Source organism: Ruegeria sp. CH8 (assembly GCF_056536985.1).
In genome coordinates this window covers 13,363-28,047 of the sequence record NZ_JBQFQR010000014.1, presented here as the reverse complement: position 1 = coordinate 28,047, position 14,685 = coordinate 13,363, and the positions used below count along the sequence as shown (strand labels likewise).

Here is a 14,685-nt window from a genome sequence, read left to right as displayed (position 1 = left end):
TCAACTTGTCCGTTGGCATCAGGGGCGTTTCACCAAACCTTCAGCCGTGCCAGAAAAATTGGACGCAAACAGCCGGGCGCTGATTTTAACAGCGCAGAACCGACCAAACGGTTGCACGTTTAATAGTTGTGCCTTCCGACCCTCGCCCTGTGCCTTGCCCTGATTTTCTACCAGATTTAGTGGCACTTCTTTCGGCCCATACAACTTGGCGTATTCAGCCATAGATCGTCAACGTCATTTTTCAGTCAATTTCAAAATCTTTTATATTGACCCGAGTGTTCCCGGCTTCCGCCAATTGTCGGAGCGCGATTCCTCCACAGGATCATCCACTTCCCCGAGCAGTTGAATTGTGAAGTTCTCATCCAGATTAACTGTTTTTATCAGCACAGTTATCGGCATTTGATAATCCCGATGTAAGGTGGGTAAACCGAGCTAGAATCGGGAGGCCATCCCTCGGTGAGGTGGATAAGTTGTTTAATGTGCAAAACGAGTTTTTGAAGGGGTCAGGTCCAATGTTGGTATATCGCTTTCTTCCCATAATGGCGCTGACCGTGGCCTGCACACCACAAGATGTGCCCCAACCAACGCGCAGCGCTCAGTTTGAAAGATACCCTGATCGTCTCTTTAGTACATTCGAAACCCAATGCACGGGGCCTGGCGAGCAGTTCGAAAAAGTCGGGAATCGGGTGTTCGAATGCACCGAATTGCTGCCACCGGACACAACGGCATTTCTGATTCTCAACTATGATGGTTATCCGCAGGATCTGCCCAAAAGCGTCATGAGAATGACGTCGACCAAGAATACATCGGGCTACCGTGTGGATGCTGAGTTGTTCTTCAACGTACCGCAGAAGGCAGGCCCCGCGGTGAAGGTGCCGGTGGAAAGCAAAGCGCTGGATCAGGCGCTCGGCGCGCTGTTCCAGAAGATGGGTGGTTCACCGACATAAAGGAAAGAAGTGGTCGGGGCGGCAGGATTCGAACCTACGACCCCCTGTACCCAAAACAGGTGCGCTACCAGACTGCGCCACGCCCCGGACCGTGCGTCTTCCTAACGATGCCGATCTGATTTGAAAAGCCCTAACAGGGCCAAATTGCGGGACCTTGCGAAAAAATATTGTGCTGCATCTGGGTTCCCGGAGTGATCAGATAGCGAGCCGCCAGCCCCGCGTTGATTTCCAGTACTGCAAACACCGATTCGCCACCATCAATCGGGGTTTCATCCCCCGGAACTGCATTCTCGTGGACATGTGTCACCAGCCCCGTCCGATCCAGGAAAATGATGTCTAAGGGAATAAGCGTATTTTTCATCCAGAACGCGACTCGTTGAGGCGGATCGAATACAAAGAGCATTCCAGAACGTTGTGACAACGACTCGCGGAACATCAATCCGCGCGCACGCTCCTGAGGGCTAAGCGCCAACTCAACATTGAAGGAAATCTGCGTCTTGTCATTGCGCAGCCCAACACGCTCATCTTGGCAGGCCGCCTGTACATCCCCGGTCCAAAGCACTGAAAAAACTGCAAGAACCGCGAAAAGTCTGATCATAATTTATCAGTCGTCCAATGCCGCTTCCCAGGCCATGACCTGAGCGGCCATGCGCCCGCGTTTCCCGTCGATAACGCGCATCGCCAACGCCTCACCCGGCTGCAAGTCCGCAAGACCGGACTGGCGCAACACTTCGATATGCAGAAACACATCCTCGCCGCGCCCAAAGACGTTGGCAAAACCAAATCCCTTGCCTTTATCGAACCATTTCACCCGCGCCGCTTCCAGCGGTGCCTCGGCGATCACAACAGGATCAAGCTCGGCAAAATCCGCCAGCATCATCGAGTCGGTCCGTACGGGTGGATCAACGCTGATGACTTCAACCGCCTGAACACCGCGATCGGTGCGGTGCGTCATGATCTCAATCCCAGCTCCGTCCGCGACAGAGCTTTGACCGAAATTGCGCAACACGTTCACATGCAACAGAATATCCGGCCCGCCTTCGTCAGACACAACGAACCCGTACCCTTTGGCAGGGTCGAACCATTTTACGTGTCCACGGACGCGGTACATGTTGTTCAGATCTTCTGGCACGGTTTTCCCATCGCGAATTTTAACAGTTCGTTAAGGGTCCGATGTGTATGGGAATGACGCGCAAATTCAAGCTGAAAAAACCCTTTGTTTCCTGCGCGTTGCATTTCACGATACGCGAACGTCATGGATTCAACCTCTGCACTTCCCACGCCGAACCTACCTGGTCCCTACGCCACTGAAACCTGTCGTGCAGTCGGAACGCACCGTCGGCCCAAAACTCAATCTCAGTCGGCACCAGCCTGTATCCGCCCCAGAACGGCGGCCGCGGAGGGTTCGGCCCCAGTTTCGCGGTCACCTTTGCAACCTCTGCCATAAGGGCAGACCGGCTGCTGAGGGGCTGAGACTGCTTCGAGGCCCAGGCCCCAAGACGACTCTTCAATGAGCGGGACGCATAGTATTCATCAGCCTGCGGCCCGTTTTCCCGAGTTATTGTACCACGAACTCGGATTTGCCGCCGCAATGATTTCCAATGCATGACAAACGCCGCCTTACCGGCCGAGTCGAGCTCGACCGCCTTGGTGCTTTCGTAGTTGGTGTAAAACACAAAGGCATCGGGCTCGATCTCTTTCAATAGAACCATGCGTACATTCGGCATGCCGTCCGGGTCCACGGTAGCCAACGCTATTGCGTTGGGATCATTCAATTCGCTGTCTTTGGCCTCGTCCAACCACCGACCCGAAATTTCAAACGGATCAGAGCCGGCAAAAATGCCACCTCGCTCGATCATTTCCATCCCCCGGAAACTTTTATTAACTACCCTAGGGCGAGAACCCGCTGTGGGCAAGAGTTCGTGGCCTTGAAGCAGGGCATCCAATGGCATAAACCAACCCAACATGACGCGAAGACAGGCGGAGAACCGAACATGTCAAATCAGTTGATGGCCGGAAAGCGCGGCCTCATCATGGGACTGGCCAATGATAAATCGATCGCATGGGGAATTGCCCGCGCTTTATCCGAAGCCGGAGCCGAACTTGCCTTTTCCTATCAGGGCGATGCCCTAAAAAAGCGGGTCGATCCGTTGGCGGCACAACTGGGCAGCGAAATTGTTCTGCCCTGCGATGTAAGCGACGAAGCGTCGATTGATGCGCTTTTCTCTTCGCTGGAAGAGAAATGGGGCAAGCTGGACTTCATCGTTCACGCGATCGGCTTTTCCGACAAGAACGAGCTGCGCGGTCGCTACGTCGACACCAGCCGCGCGAATTTCAAGCTGACCATGGATGTGTCGGTCTATTCCTTCACCGCTGTAATGCAGCGCGCGGAAAAGATGATGTCCGAAGGCAGCAGCGCCGTTACCCTGACCTATTACGGCGCCGAACAGGTGATGCCGCACTACAACGTGATGGGCGTTGCCAAAGCCGCGCTGGAAGCTTCGGTCAAATATCTGGCTGAGGATCTGGGCAAGGATTGTATCCGCGTCAACTCGATCTCGGCTGGTCCGATTAAGACCCTGGCCGCCAGCGGCATTGGCGACTTCCGCTATATCATGAAGTGGAACGAGTATAACTCGCCCCTGCGCCGCAACGTGACCATCGACGATGTGGGCAAGTCGGCGCTGTATCTGCTGTCTGATCTCAGCAGCGGCGTCACCGGTGAGAATCTGCACGTGGATTCGGGCTATCACATCGTCGGCATGAAGGCCGTCGATGCCCCGGACGTTGAAAAGGGTTGATTCAATGAGCGCCAAAGACCGCCTGCCCCACGAAAAAGGCTTTCACATCAGCTGGGACCAGATTCACCGCGACTCGCGCGCTTTGGCGTGGCGCTTGGACGGGCAAGGCCCCGATGACGGCGCATGGCGCGCCGTTGTCGCCATCACGCGTGGCGGCATGGCCCCCGCGATGATTGTCAGCCGCGAGTTGGACATCCGCACCGTGGATACGATCAGCGTGCGATCCTATCACCATCAGGCGCAGGGTGAAGCCGAGGTGCTGAAAGCTCCCGACGCCGATCTGATGGGCGATGGCGAAGGCGTTCTGATCATCGACGATCTAGTCGACAGCGGCAAAACGCTGGAACTTGTACGCGCGATGTACCCCAAGGCGCATTTCGCCACCGTCTACGCCAAGCCTAAAGGCCGCCCGATGGTGGACACATTCATCACCGAGGTCAGCCAGGATACGTGGATCTTCTTCCCGTGGGATATGGCCCTGCAATATGTTGAGCCCTATCGCGGCACCGACTGACACCTTTCTGAACAACCAGGACCACGCATGAACCGGACACGCACCGCCGCCACCTTTGCCCCTCCGGTGATGGAGGCGCGGCGCTGGCTGGAAGGCGTGGCCTTTCCTGAAGACCGGCCTCTGATCAATGTCAGTCAGGCCGCGCCGGTTGATCCGCCCCCCTTGGCGCTGCGGCAGGCCATGGCCGAGTTTGCGGTGACCGAGGACAGCGCGCATTTGTACGGGCCGGTTTTGGGCAATCCGGACCTGCGCGCGGAGCTGGCGACGCAAATCAACAAGCATTACGAAGCTGAGGTTGCGGTTGATCAGGTTGCGATCACCTCTGGCTGTAATCAGGCTTTTGCGGCGGCGATCTCGGCAATCACCGATGAAGGGGACGAGGTCATCCTGCCAACCCCTTGGTATTTCAATCACAAAATGTGGTTGGATATGGAGGGAGTTCGCGCGGTCGCATTGGCAACCGGTGATGATCTGCTGCCCGACCCCGAAGTGGCTCGCTCTTTGATCACCGACAAGACCCGCGCCATCGCTTTGGTCACTCCGAACAATCCGGGCGGTGTGGAATACCCGGCGGAATTGGTGTGCGCCTTCTATGATCTGGCGCACGAGGCGGGTATTCGGCTGCTGGTCGATGAAACCTATCGCGATTTCGACAGCCGCAGCGGCCCGCCACATGATCTGTTCAGCCAGCCAAATTGGCAGGATACACTGGTCCACCTCTATTCCTTCTCGAAGGCTTATCGCTTGACCGGCCACCGCGTCGGCGCAATCGCAACCGGTGCGGACCTTCTGGCCGAGATCGAGAAGTTTCTGGACACAGTAGCGATCTGTCCCAGCCAGATCGGTCAGTTCGCAGCACTCTGGGGGATGAAAAACTTGTCGCAATGGGTGGCCGGAGAGCGCGCTGAAATCCTCGACCGCCGCGCCGCTATTCAAGAAGAATTGCACCGGCTGACCGACAAGGGCTGGCGCCTTTTGGGGCTGGGCGCGTATTTCGCCTATTTCGAGCATCCGTTCGACATCCCTTCGGACGAACTGGCGCGTCGTCTGGTGCCCGAGGCCGGTACCCTGCTGCTGCCCGGCACAATGTTCATGCCCGCGGATGACCCAGCAGGAAAACGTCAGGTTCGTATTGCGTTTGCCAATCTCGACCGCGCCGAAATCGCTCAATTGTTCGACCGTCTGCAGGCCCTGCCCTTCTAAGCTTGCCCCCCGGCGGCCTGCATCGTATTCAGGGCCGCAACCGACAGGGCAGTAACTTGCCACATCAATAAGAGGGCACCATGGCCGCAGGCATGAAAAACCTATCGAAGACCTTTGTCTGGATTCTCATGGGCCTATTGATGCTGGGCCTTGCGGGCTTTGGCGCAACCAGCCTGACCGGCACCGTGCGCACCGTTGCGCAGGTGGGGAACGAAGAGGTTTCGATCAACGAATATGTCCGCGAGTTGCAGCGTGAAATCCGCGCGGTCGAAAGCCAGACCGGGCAGCCCCTGCAAATGTCGCAGGCGCATGAGTTCGGTCTGGATCAGTTGGCCCTTTCGCGCCTGACCGCTCTGGCCGCGCTGGACAACGAAGTTGGCGAGCTGGGCATTTCGATCGGCGACGAGAACCTGCAACAAGAGATCGTCGCCATTCCAGCCTTTCAGGGCGTCGATGGGACATTCGACCGAGACGCCTATCAGTTCCAACTGGACCAGGTCGGGATGACGGATACCGAATTCGAATCGGACCTGCGCAAGGAATCTTCGCGCACTATCGTGCAGAACGCGGTGGTCAGCGGGGTTGAGATGCCTTCGGTCCTGACGCAGGTGCTGACCGATTATGTCGGCGCGCGCCGCAGCTTCACCGTAGCCACGCTCGGACCGGATGCCTTGGCCACCCCCGTCGCCGCACCAACGGACGAACAAGTACAGGCCTACTATGACGAGAACACGGACCAGTTCACCCTGCCCCGCACCAAGCAACTGACCTACGCGATCCTGTCGCCCGAAATGCTGCTGGACACTGTCGAGGTCGACGAGGACTCGGTGCGTCGCGTCTATGATCAGCGCGCCTCGGAATTCCACCAGCCCGAACGCCGTCTGGTTGAACGTCTGACCTATCCGAGCGAGGAAGCTGCGCAAAGCGCCAAAGCTCAGCTTGAGGTCGGAGGCACCACGTTTGAGCAACTGGTGCAGGATCGCCACTTGGAACTGAGCGATATCGACCTTGGTGACGTCACCCGCGAAGATCTGGGCGAAGCGGCCGATGCTGTCTTTGCCGCCGAAATAGATGCCGTAATTGGCCCGCTGCCTTCGACCTTCGGTCCCGCGCTGTTCCGCATCAACGGGTCACTGGCCGAAAACAACACCACTTTCGAGGACGCCGCCCCGGCCCTGCGCGAGGAACTCGCCTCGGACCGTGCCCGCCGTCAGATCGAGGCGCAGGCCGAAGACATCAATGACATGCTGGCTGGTGGGGCCACTTTGGAAGAGCTGACCGCTGAGACCGAGATGGAATTGGGCCAGATCGACTGGACCCGCCAAAGCGATGATGGCGTTGCTGCCTATGACGGGTTCCGCGCCGCTGCCGAAGCCGTCAACGAAGGCGATTTCCCCGAGGTTGCGTTTCTCGAAGACGGTTCGATCTTTGCGTTACGCCTGAACGAAGTTCTGCCCCAGCGACCCGAGCCGTTGGATAGCGCCCGCGAACTCGTGGTGGCTGCATGGACCCAGACCGAGACAAACAGGGCGCTGGAGGAACAGGCCAATGCCGTTCTGGAGCAATTGAAAGCGGATGGCGATTTCACCACCACAGGCCTGCCCTTCCGTGTGGAAAACGCCATGACACGCACCGCGTTTCTTGACGATGTACCCACGGACTTCATGGTGCAGGTGTTCGAAATGGAACCGGACGAATTGCGAGTTGTCCCCGGCGACGGTTCCGCATTTGTCGTCCGTCTGGAAGAGTTGCTACCGCCTGCTGAGACAGACGAACTGCGTCAAGCTCAGACCGCGCTTGAGGCGCAGCTGAATCAGGCGCTGGCCCAGAACATTTTCGACGCCTATGTGCGCGACGCACAGACACGCGCCCGCCCGGTGGTTGATCAGCGCGCGCTGAACGCCGTGCAGTCAAGCTATTAAAAGAGACCGAATATGGCCCTGACCCCCGAGTTTGACAGCTTCGCCCGCGCCTACGATTCTGGCGAAAATCAGGTCGTCTACACCCGTCTGGCGGCGGATCTGGACACGCCCGTGTCCCTTATGCTCAAGCTGACGGGAGCGCAGAAAGACGCGTTCATGCTGGAATCGGTGACCGGCGGAGAAATTCGCGGGCGTTATTCGATCATCGGCATGAAACCCGACCTGATCTGGCGGTGCCGCGGGGAAACATCAGAATTGAACCGCACTGCCCGTTTTGATGCCGAGGCATTCGATGCGCAGGACGGCGACCCTATGGACAACCTGCGCGCGCTGCTGGCCGAAAGCCGGATTGAACTGCCCGACGACCTGCCGCAGGCCGCGGCCGGGCTGTTTGGCTATTTGGGCTATGACATGGTTCGTTTGGTGGAATACCTGCCGGACGTGAACCCCGACCCGCTGGGCCTACCCGATGCGATCATGCTGCGCCCGTCGGTGATCGCTGTTCTGGACGGTGTCAAAGGCGAAGTCACCGTCGTTTCTCCCGCCTGGGTGGCCGAGGGGCAATCAGCCAAAGCCGCCTACGCACAGGCGGCTGAGCGTGTAATGGATGCGGTGCGCGATCTGGAACGCGCCATGCCCGCCGAGACTCGCGATTTGGGTGATGCCTCCGAAGTCGCGCCGCCGGTGTCGAACTTCACAAAGTCCGGCTATATGGAAGCGGTTGAAAAGGCCAAGGAGTACATTCGCGCGGGCGATATCTTTCAGGTAGTCCCGGCGCAGCGCTGGACGCAGGACTTCCCGCTGCCGCCTTTTGCCCTGTACCGGTCTCTGCGGCGAACCAACCCGTCGCCCTTCATGTTCTATTTCAACTTCGGCGGCTTTCAGGTCGTGGGCGCCAGCCCCGAGATTCTGGTACGTGTTTTCGGTGATGAGGTTACAATCCGCCCGATCGCTGGCACCCGCCCGCGTGGTGCGACGCCCGAAGAAGACAAGGCCAACGAGGCCGATCTGCTCGCCGACAAGAAAGAACTGGCCGAGCACCTGATGCTACTAGATCTGGGTCGCAACGACACCGGTCGCGTAGCCAAAATCGGGACAGTCCGCCCGACCGAAGAGTTCATCATCGAACGCTACAGCCACGTGATGCACATCGTGTCCAACGTGATCGGAGAGCTGGCCGAAGACAAAGACGCGCTGGACGCGTTCTTTGCCGGGATGCCTGCGGGCACCGTCTCGGGCGCGCCCAAAGTGCGTGCGATGGAGATCATCGATGAGTTGGAGCCGGAAAAACGCGGCGTATATGGCGGCGGTGTCGGTTACTTCAGTGCCGGAGGCGACATGGATATGTGTATCGCTCTGCGTACGGCCATCGTGAAGGATCACAAACTATATATTCAGGCTGGTGGCGGTGTCGTTTACGACAGCGACCCCGAGTACGAATACATGGAGACCGTCCACAAATCGAACGCTATCCGGCGGGCCGCAGCGGATGCCGCCCGATTTACGGGTTCTGGCAACAGCTAAAATTAGCGGCTGACCTTATTGGCCAGCCGTAAAATAGTGTCTGAGCTTACCGAACTTCAGTCATCATCACTGCGGAAATTGGCGCCATCGCAACTCGGTTACCACGATCTTCGAGCCCCCACAGCAACAGGGCCGAGATCGTGTCCGGACGCAGGCGGCCTAGCATTACCACCGCACCTTCCTGTCCGGCGCGGAATGCGGCCTGATCCAGAAAGCGGCGCATGATCTTCGGGTCCTGACGCGCACCATCGATATCTCGGAAGATTACACCGGATGGTACACCGTTCCGCGCTGCCAGCTTTTGCACGGTGTTCAACCCGTTGTCTTGCGTGATCAAGCCTCGCCCGGTGCCGCCGGCAATCGCGGCCACCTGATCGGCCAGTTTACGGTTGCCATGAATGCCCGAGTCCACACCTTCGAGAATGCCAACCGTTTCCGGCAGCGTGTCCAGCCATACGGCCAACGATACTTCGGCATCCTGCGCGCTTGCAGCTTCGGGCAGATCGGCCAGAGCAAGAACTTCAAAACCGGCCTCGCGATGCCTGTTCATCTTTTCTACGGCCTCCGGATCAGAGGGGCTGACCGCGAAACTCAGCGGATACGGGAAATCTTGCAATGCCTCAGCCCCATAGGCCCCCTCATCGTCGATCAGGATAATCGACATCAAGGGCTTGGCTTCTGGGTTTTCGAAGGAAGCCGCATAGGCCTCGATCGGTTTGCCGGGGGCGACCTCTTCCGTGTCGGTTTCAGTGACCGGAGCAGCGTTATCTCGTTCGGTTAGTGGTACGACACGCGTGCCGACGGTCGGAGAAGCGGACGCGGCCTCCTCCCCTCCGATTTGGGGAACCGACGCAATCCGGGGCAGATTTCGCGGCGCTGTGTCCTCGTCTCCTTCAACGGCGATCGGGCTATCCACAAAGGGGTTTTCATCCGCTTCCACTTCAACCGCTTGAGGTTCGGGTTGCGTTTCGGCTTCCGCGCCCTGAGGGACAGGTTGAGGTTCAACTTTGGCAATTTCCGATTGCGCTTCTTCCTCGACAACCGGCTCTGGCAGAGGGGCTGGTACGTTCAGCGAAACTTCGGGCAGGACCTCGGCACCAGGAGCCCCTTGTGCTGTCGGTGGTGCCTGAGGCGCGACAGGAGCCTCTGTCGAAACGGCAACCGAAACTGAAGGGGCCGCAGTCGGTTCGTCAACCTGTGCCGCAGGCTCTTTCACCTTGGGTTGGGCTTCTGGTTCAATCTCAACATCGGACAACTCGGCCAATGTATCGTTCTGATCGATGGCGGAATCAGGAGCGGTTGGCGGCAGGTCCAACAGATCGGCATCCCCAACCGTATCAGTTGCATCTACAGTGGTGTCGGGAACCTCTGCTGTTTCGGGTTCCGGAGCGGTCACAGCCACTTCGGTTTTGTTCGTCAGAGGCGTGTTCAGAGACAACACAGCCCCCAGCACGAGTACAACGATCGTTCCCACGATCATTCCACCGACAAATCCGCCCATAACAATTGCCTCTCGTTCTGGTCCTGCTTCGATCACATGTCCGCCGTCTGCTGCGGCATCTGCTTACCGCAGCGCCAAGAACGGGATGTCCCCTTGACGCTGCCGCGCAAGCCTGAGCATGTATGTTCCGACATTATACCGTGGCCCGGGGTTGTATCGCCAGCCCGAAATGCCCAAGCCGAGACAAGTGCCCAAATGCTGCTGCTGATCGACAACTACGACTCGTTTACCTACAACCTGGTACATTATTTAGGCGAACTTGGCGCCGAAATGGTCATTCGGCGGAATGATGCCTTAGATGTTCAGGAAGCCATGGCCATGAAGCCAGCAGGCATCCTGCTAAGCCCCGGCCCCTGTGATCCCGATCAGGCGGGAATCTGTCTGGCTCTGACCGAGGCTGCGGCAGAGACCAAGACGCCGCTAATGGGTGTGTGCCTGGGTCACCAAACCATCGGGCAGGCTTTCGGTGGTGACGTTATCCGTTGTCACGAGATCGTGCATGGCAAGATGGGCACCATGCATCACACCGGGAAAGGCCTGTTTGCCGGGCTGCCCACGCCGTTCGAGGCGACCCGGTATCATTCACTGATCGTTGATCGCGCCACCCTGCCCGATTGCCTTGAGATCACGGCCGAACTGGAAGACGGCACTATCATGGGTCTGCAGCACCAAGAGCTGCCCATTCACGGTGTTCAGTTCCACCCGGAATCCATCGCCTCCGAGCACGGCCACGCACTGCTCAAGAATTTCCTGTCCGAGATGAAAGAACCCGCATGAGCAACGCTCTGAAACCGCTGATCGGGGCCTCCGCCGACCGGCCTCTGACCCGCGACGAGGCCGAACAGGCCTTTGGCATCCTGTTTGACGGCGAAGCCACGCCCAGCCAGATCGGTGGGCTTTTGATGGCGATGCGCACGCGCGGTGAAACGGTCGACGAATACGCCGCTGCCGCTGCAGTGATGCGCGCGAAATGCAACGCAGTCACCGCGCCTGCCGGTGCGATGGACATTGTCGGCACCGGTGGTGACGGCAAAGGCACGCTGAACATCTCGACCGCTACGGCCTTTGTCGTGGCCGGGGCCGGTGTGACCGTCGCCAAACACGGCAACCGCAATCTCAGCTCGAAATCCGGTGCTGCGGACGCGTTGGGTCAGCTGGGAATCAACGTGATGGTTGGCCCCGACGTGGTTGAAAACGCTTTGAAAGAGGTCGGTATCGGTTTCATGATGGCACCGATGCACCACCCGGCCATCGCCCATGTCATGCCCTCGCGGCAAGAGCTTGGAACCCGAACGATATTCAACATCCTTGGCCCCCTCACCAACCCAGCCGGCGTCAAACGCCAACTGACCGGAGCGTTCAGCCGCGAACTGATCCGGCCCATGGCCGAAACGCTGGGCCTATTGGGTTCTGATCGTGCATGGCTGGTGCACGGATCCGATGGCACTGATGAGTTGACAATCACCGGAATCAGTTGGGTTGCCGCTCTTGAAGACGGGGTTGTTAAAGAGGTTGAACTTCATCCCGAAGACGCGGGCCTGCCGGTTCACCCGTTCGAGGATATCCTCGGCGGCACGCCGGAAGAAAACGCCGTTGCCTTCCGCGCGCTGCTGGACGGGCAGCCCTCGGCCTATCGTGATGCGGTATTGCTGAACTCTGCCGCCGCTCTGGTGGTTGCAGACGCGGCCACTGACCTCAAGGACGGGGTTGCCAAAGCCGTCGAAAGCATAGACAGCGGAAAAGCCAAAGAAAAAATCGCCGCACTGGCCCGAATGACTCAGGAGGCCGCATGACAAAGACGGTACTGGACAAGATCAAAGCCTACAAACTGGAGGAGGTTGCCGCCGACAAGGCAGAAAAACCTCTGGACGTTCTGGAAGGTGAGGCAAGGTTTGCCCCTGAGGTTCGCGGCTTTGCCGCCGCCCTGCAAGCCGCCACGCGCAAGGGCTATGGTCTGATCGCCGAAGTCAAAAAAGCCAGCCCCTCCAAAGGATTGATCCGCCCGGATTTCGACCCGCCCGCACTGGCCAAAGCCTATGAAGACGGCGGCGCGGCATGTCTTTCGGTTCTGACAGACACGCCTAGTTTTCAGGGCGCCAAGGAATACCTGACCGAAGCCCGTGCAGCCACATCCCTGCCCGCGCTGCGCAAGGACTTTATGTACGACCCTTATCAGGTGATCGAGGCGCGCGCTTTGGGCGCGGACTGCATTCTGATCATCATGGCCTCGGTCGAAGATGGACAAGCGGCTGAGTTGGAGCAAACTGCATTTGATTGGGGCATGGACGTTCTTATCGAAGTTCATGACGAGGCTGAATTGGCGCGGGCAACACAGCTGAAAAGCCCTCTGATCGGGATAAATAACCGCAATCTCAAGACCTTCGAGACCTCGCTTGATACCACGCGCCGGTTGTCGAAACTGGTTCCGGGTGACCGGACCATCGTATGTGAAAGCGGTCTGAGCACGCCGGAAGATCTGGCCGATATCGCCCGCTATGGCGCGCGTTGTTTCCTGATCGGGGAAAGCCTGATGCGTCAGGACGATGTCTCGGCCGCAACACGTCAATTGCTGGCAAACCCGCTGATCCCCGGAGTGATGTGATGCCACTGACCCACTTTGATGCTCAGGGACAGGCGCACATGGTCGATGTATCGGACAAGGCCGTCACCGACCGGGTGGCGGTTGCCGCCGCCCATGTCAAAATGGCGCAGGATACCTTTGATTTGATTTCCGAAGGCCGCGCCAAGAAAGGTGACGTTCTGGGCGTTGCGCGTCTGGCCGGAATCATGGGGGCGAAGAAGACGCCCGATCTGATCCCGCTGTGCCATCCGCTGCCGGTAACCAAGGTTGCCGTTGAGCTGACGCTGGACCCCGACCTGCCCGGCGTTCAGATCGAGGCAACCGTCAAAACCTCGGGGCAAACCGGGGTTGAGATGGAGGCGCTGACCGCTGCCTCAACCGCTGCGCTAACCGTCTATGACATGACCAAGGCCGTCGATAAGGCCATGGAGATCGGCGGTATCCGGGTACTACTGAAAGACGGTGGCAAATCAGGGCGTTATGAGGCGAAATGATTACGGTCGAAGACGCCCGGGCGCTGCTGTTTGATCTTGTTTCTACGCTGAACGTTGAATCGGTTCCGCTTGCAAACGCCGCCGGGCGCGTGCTGGCGCAGGACGTCAGCGCCACCCGCGATCAACCGCCTTTTGCCGCGTCTTCGATGGATGGCTATGCGCTGAAGTCGACCGAGGTCGAACAGCACGCAATGTTTAAGGTCATCGGAGAATCCGCTGCTGGTCGTCGGTTCGATGGCTCCGTCGGGCCGGGTCAAGCTGTGCGCATCTTCACAGGCGCACCAGTGCCTGAAGGTGCAGATTTTGTCGTTATTCAGGAAGATACCGACCGTCGTGGCGATCTGCTGACAATCACCGATGCGCCCGGATCGAAGACCAATATCCGCCCAGCCGGTATCGATTTTCAAACCGGCACGCAAATTTCAGCCCCACGCGTCCTGCGCCCCGAGGACGTTGCGCTGATGGCGGCCATGAACATTCCGGCCGTGCCGGTCACGCGCAAACCCGTTGTTGCGCTGATCTCGACCGGGGACGAACTGGTGATGCCGGGTGAAACCCCCGGCCCCGATCAGATCATCGCCTCGAACACATTTGGCCTGAAAGCCCTGTTGGAAAACGCGGGCGCACAGGTGCGTATCCTGCCGATTGCGCGGGATACCGTCGCCTCGCTTGAAACCGCCTTTGGGCTGGCAAAGGGTGCCGATTTGGTTGTTACTATCGGCGGTGCCTCAGTTGGTGAATATGATCTGGTCGCCGATGTTTCACAGTCTCTGGGGATGGAACGATCGTTCTACAAAATACGGATGCGCCCGGGGAAACCTCTGATGGCCGGTCGGATGGGCGATGCCGCAATGGTTGGCCTGCCGGGAAATCCTGTGAGTGCAATGGTTTGCGGCTATCTCTTCCTGATCCCTATGGTGCGCCGCATGTTGGGCGTTGAGCAGGCTCTGACTCCATTTCAGCGGGCCCGTCTGGCTGAACCAATTGGCGAAAACGGCCCACGCGAACACTATATGCGCGCGATATTGGACCACACGGGCATTCGCGCTTGTGCCGATCAGGACAGTTCTCTGCTGAGTGTTTTGGCGCAGGCCAATGCTCTGTTGGTGCGCGAACCGCACGATCCCGCGCGCCCCGCCGGGGATGAGGTGCTGTACCTGCCGATCTAAGCAGCGTTCAAATCCGTTGACACAAAACG

The 14,685-nt window shown here is 58.6% G+C and carries 16 protein-coding genes and 1 tRNA gene; 11 read left to right on the top strand and 6 right to left on the bottom strand.

What is annotated here, in order from left to right:
* Positions 1-18: 18 nt before the first annotated feature.
* Entirely contained in the window at positions 19-222 is a 204-nt protein-coding gene (locus ACR0ER_RS16145; protein ID WP_480769817.1) for a hypothetical protein, read from the bottom strand.
* 290 nt (positions 223-512) lie between these two features.
* Here ACR0ER_RS16145 and ACR0ER_RS16140 point away from each other — a divergent pair, with 290 nt between their 5' ends.
* A complete protein-coding gene (locus ACR0ER_RS16140; RefSeq protein ID WP_480769816.1) occupies positions 513-947 on the top strand; it encodes a hypothetical protein in 435 nt (144 codons plus the stop codon).
* 10 nt (positions 948-957) lie between these two features.
* On the opposite strand, the gene ACR0ER_RS16135 is transcribed toward ACR0ER_RS16140, so the two are convergent.
* The 4 genes from ACR0ER_RS16135 to pdxH form a co-directional block, all read right to left on the bottom strand.
* A tRNA-Pro gene (locus tag ACR0ER_RS16135) sits at positions 958-1,034 on the bottom strand.
* A 43-nt stretch (positions 1,035-1,077) separates the two neighbouring features.
* On the bottom strand, positions 1,078-1,545 hold the full coding sequence (locus tag ACR0ER_RS16130) for a DUF192 domain-containing protein (protein WP_480769815.1): 468 nt from the start codon (positions 1,543-1,545) through the stop codon (positions 1,078-1,080).
* Positions 1,546-1,551: 6 nt separating this feature from the next.
* The gene (locus ACR0ER_RS16125; protein ID WP_217359677.1) at positions 1,552-2,058 is read right to left on the bottom strand and encodes a cold-shock protein; all 507 of its coding nucleotides are present in this window, start codon (positions 2,056-2,058) and stop codon (positions 1,552-1,554) included.
* A 142-nt stretch (positions 2,059-2,200) separates the two neighbouring features.
* Complete coding sequence (gene pdxH, locus ACR0ER_RS16120) at positions 2,201-2,806, bottom strand: pyridoxamine 5'-phosphate oxidase (RefSeq protein WP_480769814.1); 606 nt, start codon at positions 2,804-2,806, stop codon at positions 2,201-2,203.
* A 135-nt stretch (positions 2,807-2,941) separates the two neighbouring features.
* Between pdxH and fabI the strand changes: the two genes are divergently transcribed.
* The 5 genes from fabI (at position 2,942) to trpE (ending at position 8,911) form a co-directional block, all read left to right on the top strand.
* Positions 2,942-3,748 carry an enoyl-ACP reductase FabI gene (gene fabI, locus ACR0ER_RS16115; protein WP_480769813.1) on the top strand — a complete coding sequence of 269 codons (807 nt, stop codon included), beginning with the start codon at positions 2,942-2,944 and terminating at the stop codon, positions 3,746-3,748.
* Between the two features lie 4 nt (positions 3,749-3,752).
* A complete protein-coding gene (gpt, locus tag ACR0ER_RS16110; RefSeq protein ID WP_170325041.1) occupies positions 3,753-4,262 on the top strand; it encodes a xanthine phosphoribosyltransferase in 510 nt (169 codons plus the stop codon).
* A gap of 27 nt (positions 4,263-4,289) precedes the next feature.
* Complete coding sequence (locus ACR0ER_RS16105; RefSeq protein WP_480769812.1) at positions 4,290-5,465, top strand: aminotransferase; 1,176 nt, start codon at positions 4,290-4,292, stop codon at positions 5,463-5,465.
* Between the two features lie 80 nt (positions 5,466-5,545).
* Positions 5,546-7,387, top strand: coding sequence for a peptidyl-prolyl cis-trans isomerase (locus ACR0ER_RS16100; protein WP_480769811.1), 1,842 nt, complete (start codon positions 5,546-5,548; stop codon positions 7,385-7,387).
* 12 nt (positions 7,388-7,399) lie between these two features.
* Positions 7,400-8,911, top strand: a complete 1,512-nt coding sequence (gene trpE / locus ACR0ER_RS16095; protein ID WP_480769810.1) for an anthranilate synthase component I — start codon at positions 7,400-7,402, stop codon at positions 8,909-8,911.
* 46 nt (positions 8,912-8,957) lie between these two features.
* Here the strand turns inward: trpE and ACR0ER_RS16090 are convergent, their stop codons facing one another.
* Positions 8,958-10,412, bottom strand: a complete 1,455-nt coding sequence (locus ACR0ER_RS16090; protein WP_480769809.1) for a divergent polysaccharide deacetylase family protein — start codon at positions 10,410-10,412, stop codon at positions 8,958-8,960.
* Between the two features lie 195 nt (positions 10,413-10,607).
* Here ACR0ER_RS16090 and ACR0ER_RS16085 point away from each other — a divergent pair, with 195 nt between their 5' ends.
* The 5 genes from ACR0ER_RS16085 to ACR0ER_RS16065 are packed head-to-tail and all read left to right on the top strand — an operon-like array spanning position 10,608 to position 14,656.
* Positions 10,608-11,189: an anthranilate synthase component II gene (locus ACR0ER_RS16085; RefSeq protein WP_480769808.1), complete on the top strand. Its 582-nt coding sequence runs from the start codon at positions 10,608-10,610 to the stop codon at positions 11,187-11,189.
* The gene (gene trpD / locus ACR0ER_RS16080; RefSeq protein ID WP_480769807.1) at positions 11,186-12,205 is read left to right on the top strand and encodes an anthranilate phosphoribosyltransferase; all 1,020 of its coding nucleotides are present in this window, start codon (positions 11,186-11,188) and stop codon (positions 12,203-12,205) included. Before ACR0ER_RS16085 ends, trpD begins: the two co-directional genes overlap by 4 nt.
* Positions 12,202-13,014, top strand: a complete 813-nt coding sequence (gene trpC, locus ACR0ER_RS16075) for an indole-3-glycerol phosphate synthase TrpC (protein WP_480769806.1) — start codon at positions 12,202-12,204, stop codon at positions 13,012-13,014. Before trpD ends, trpC begins: the two co-directional genes overlap by 4 nt.
* Complete coding sequence (gene moaC, locus ACR0ER_RS16070; protein WP_480769805.1) at positions 13,014-13,487, top strand: cyclic pyranopterin monophosphate synthase MoaC; 474 nt, start codon at positions 13,014-13,016, stop codon at positions 13,485-13,487. The genes trpC and moaC overlap by 1 nt, the downstream gene beginning before the upstream one ends.
* Complete coding sequence (locus tag ACR0ER_RS16065; protein WP_480769804.1) at positions 13,484-14,656, top strand: molybdopterin molybdotransferase MoeA; 1,173 nt, start codon at positions 13,484-13,486, stop codon at positions 14,654-14,656. The genes moaC and ACR0ER_RS16065 overlap by 4 nt, the downstream gene beginning before the upstream one ends.
* Positions 14,657-14,685: the final 29 nt, after the last annotated feature.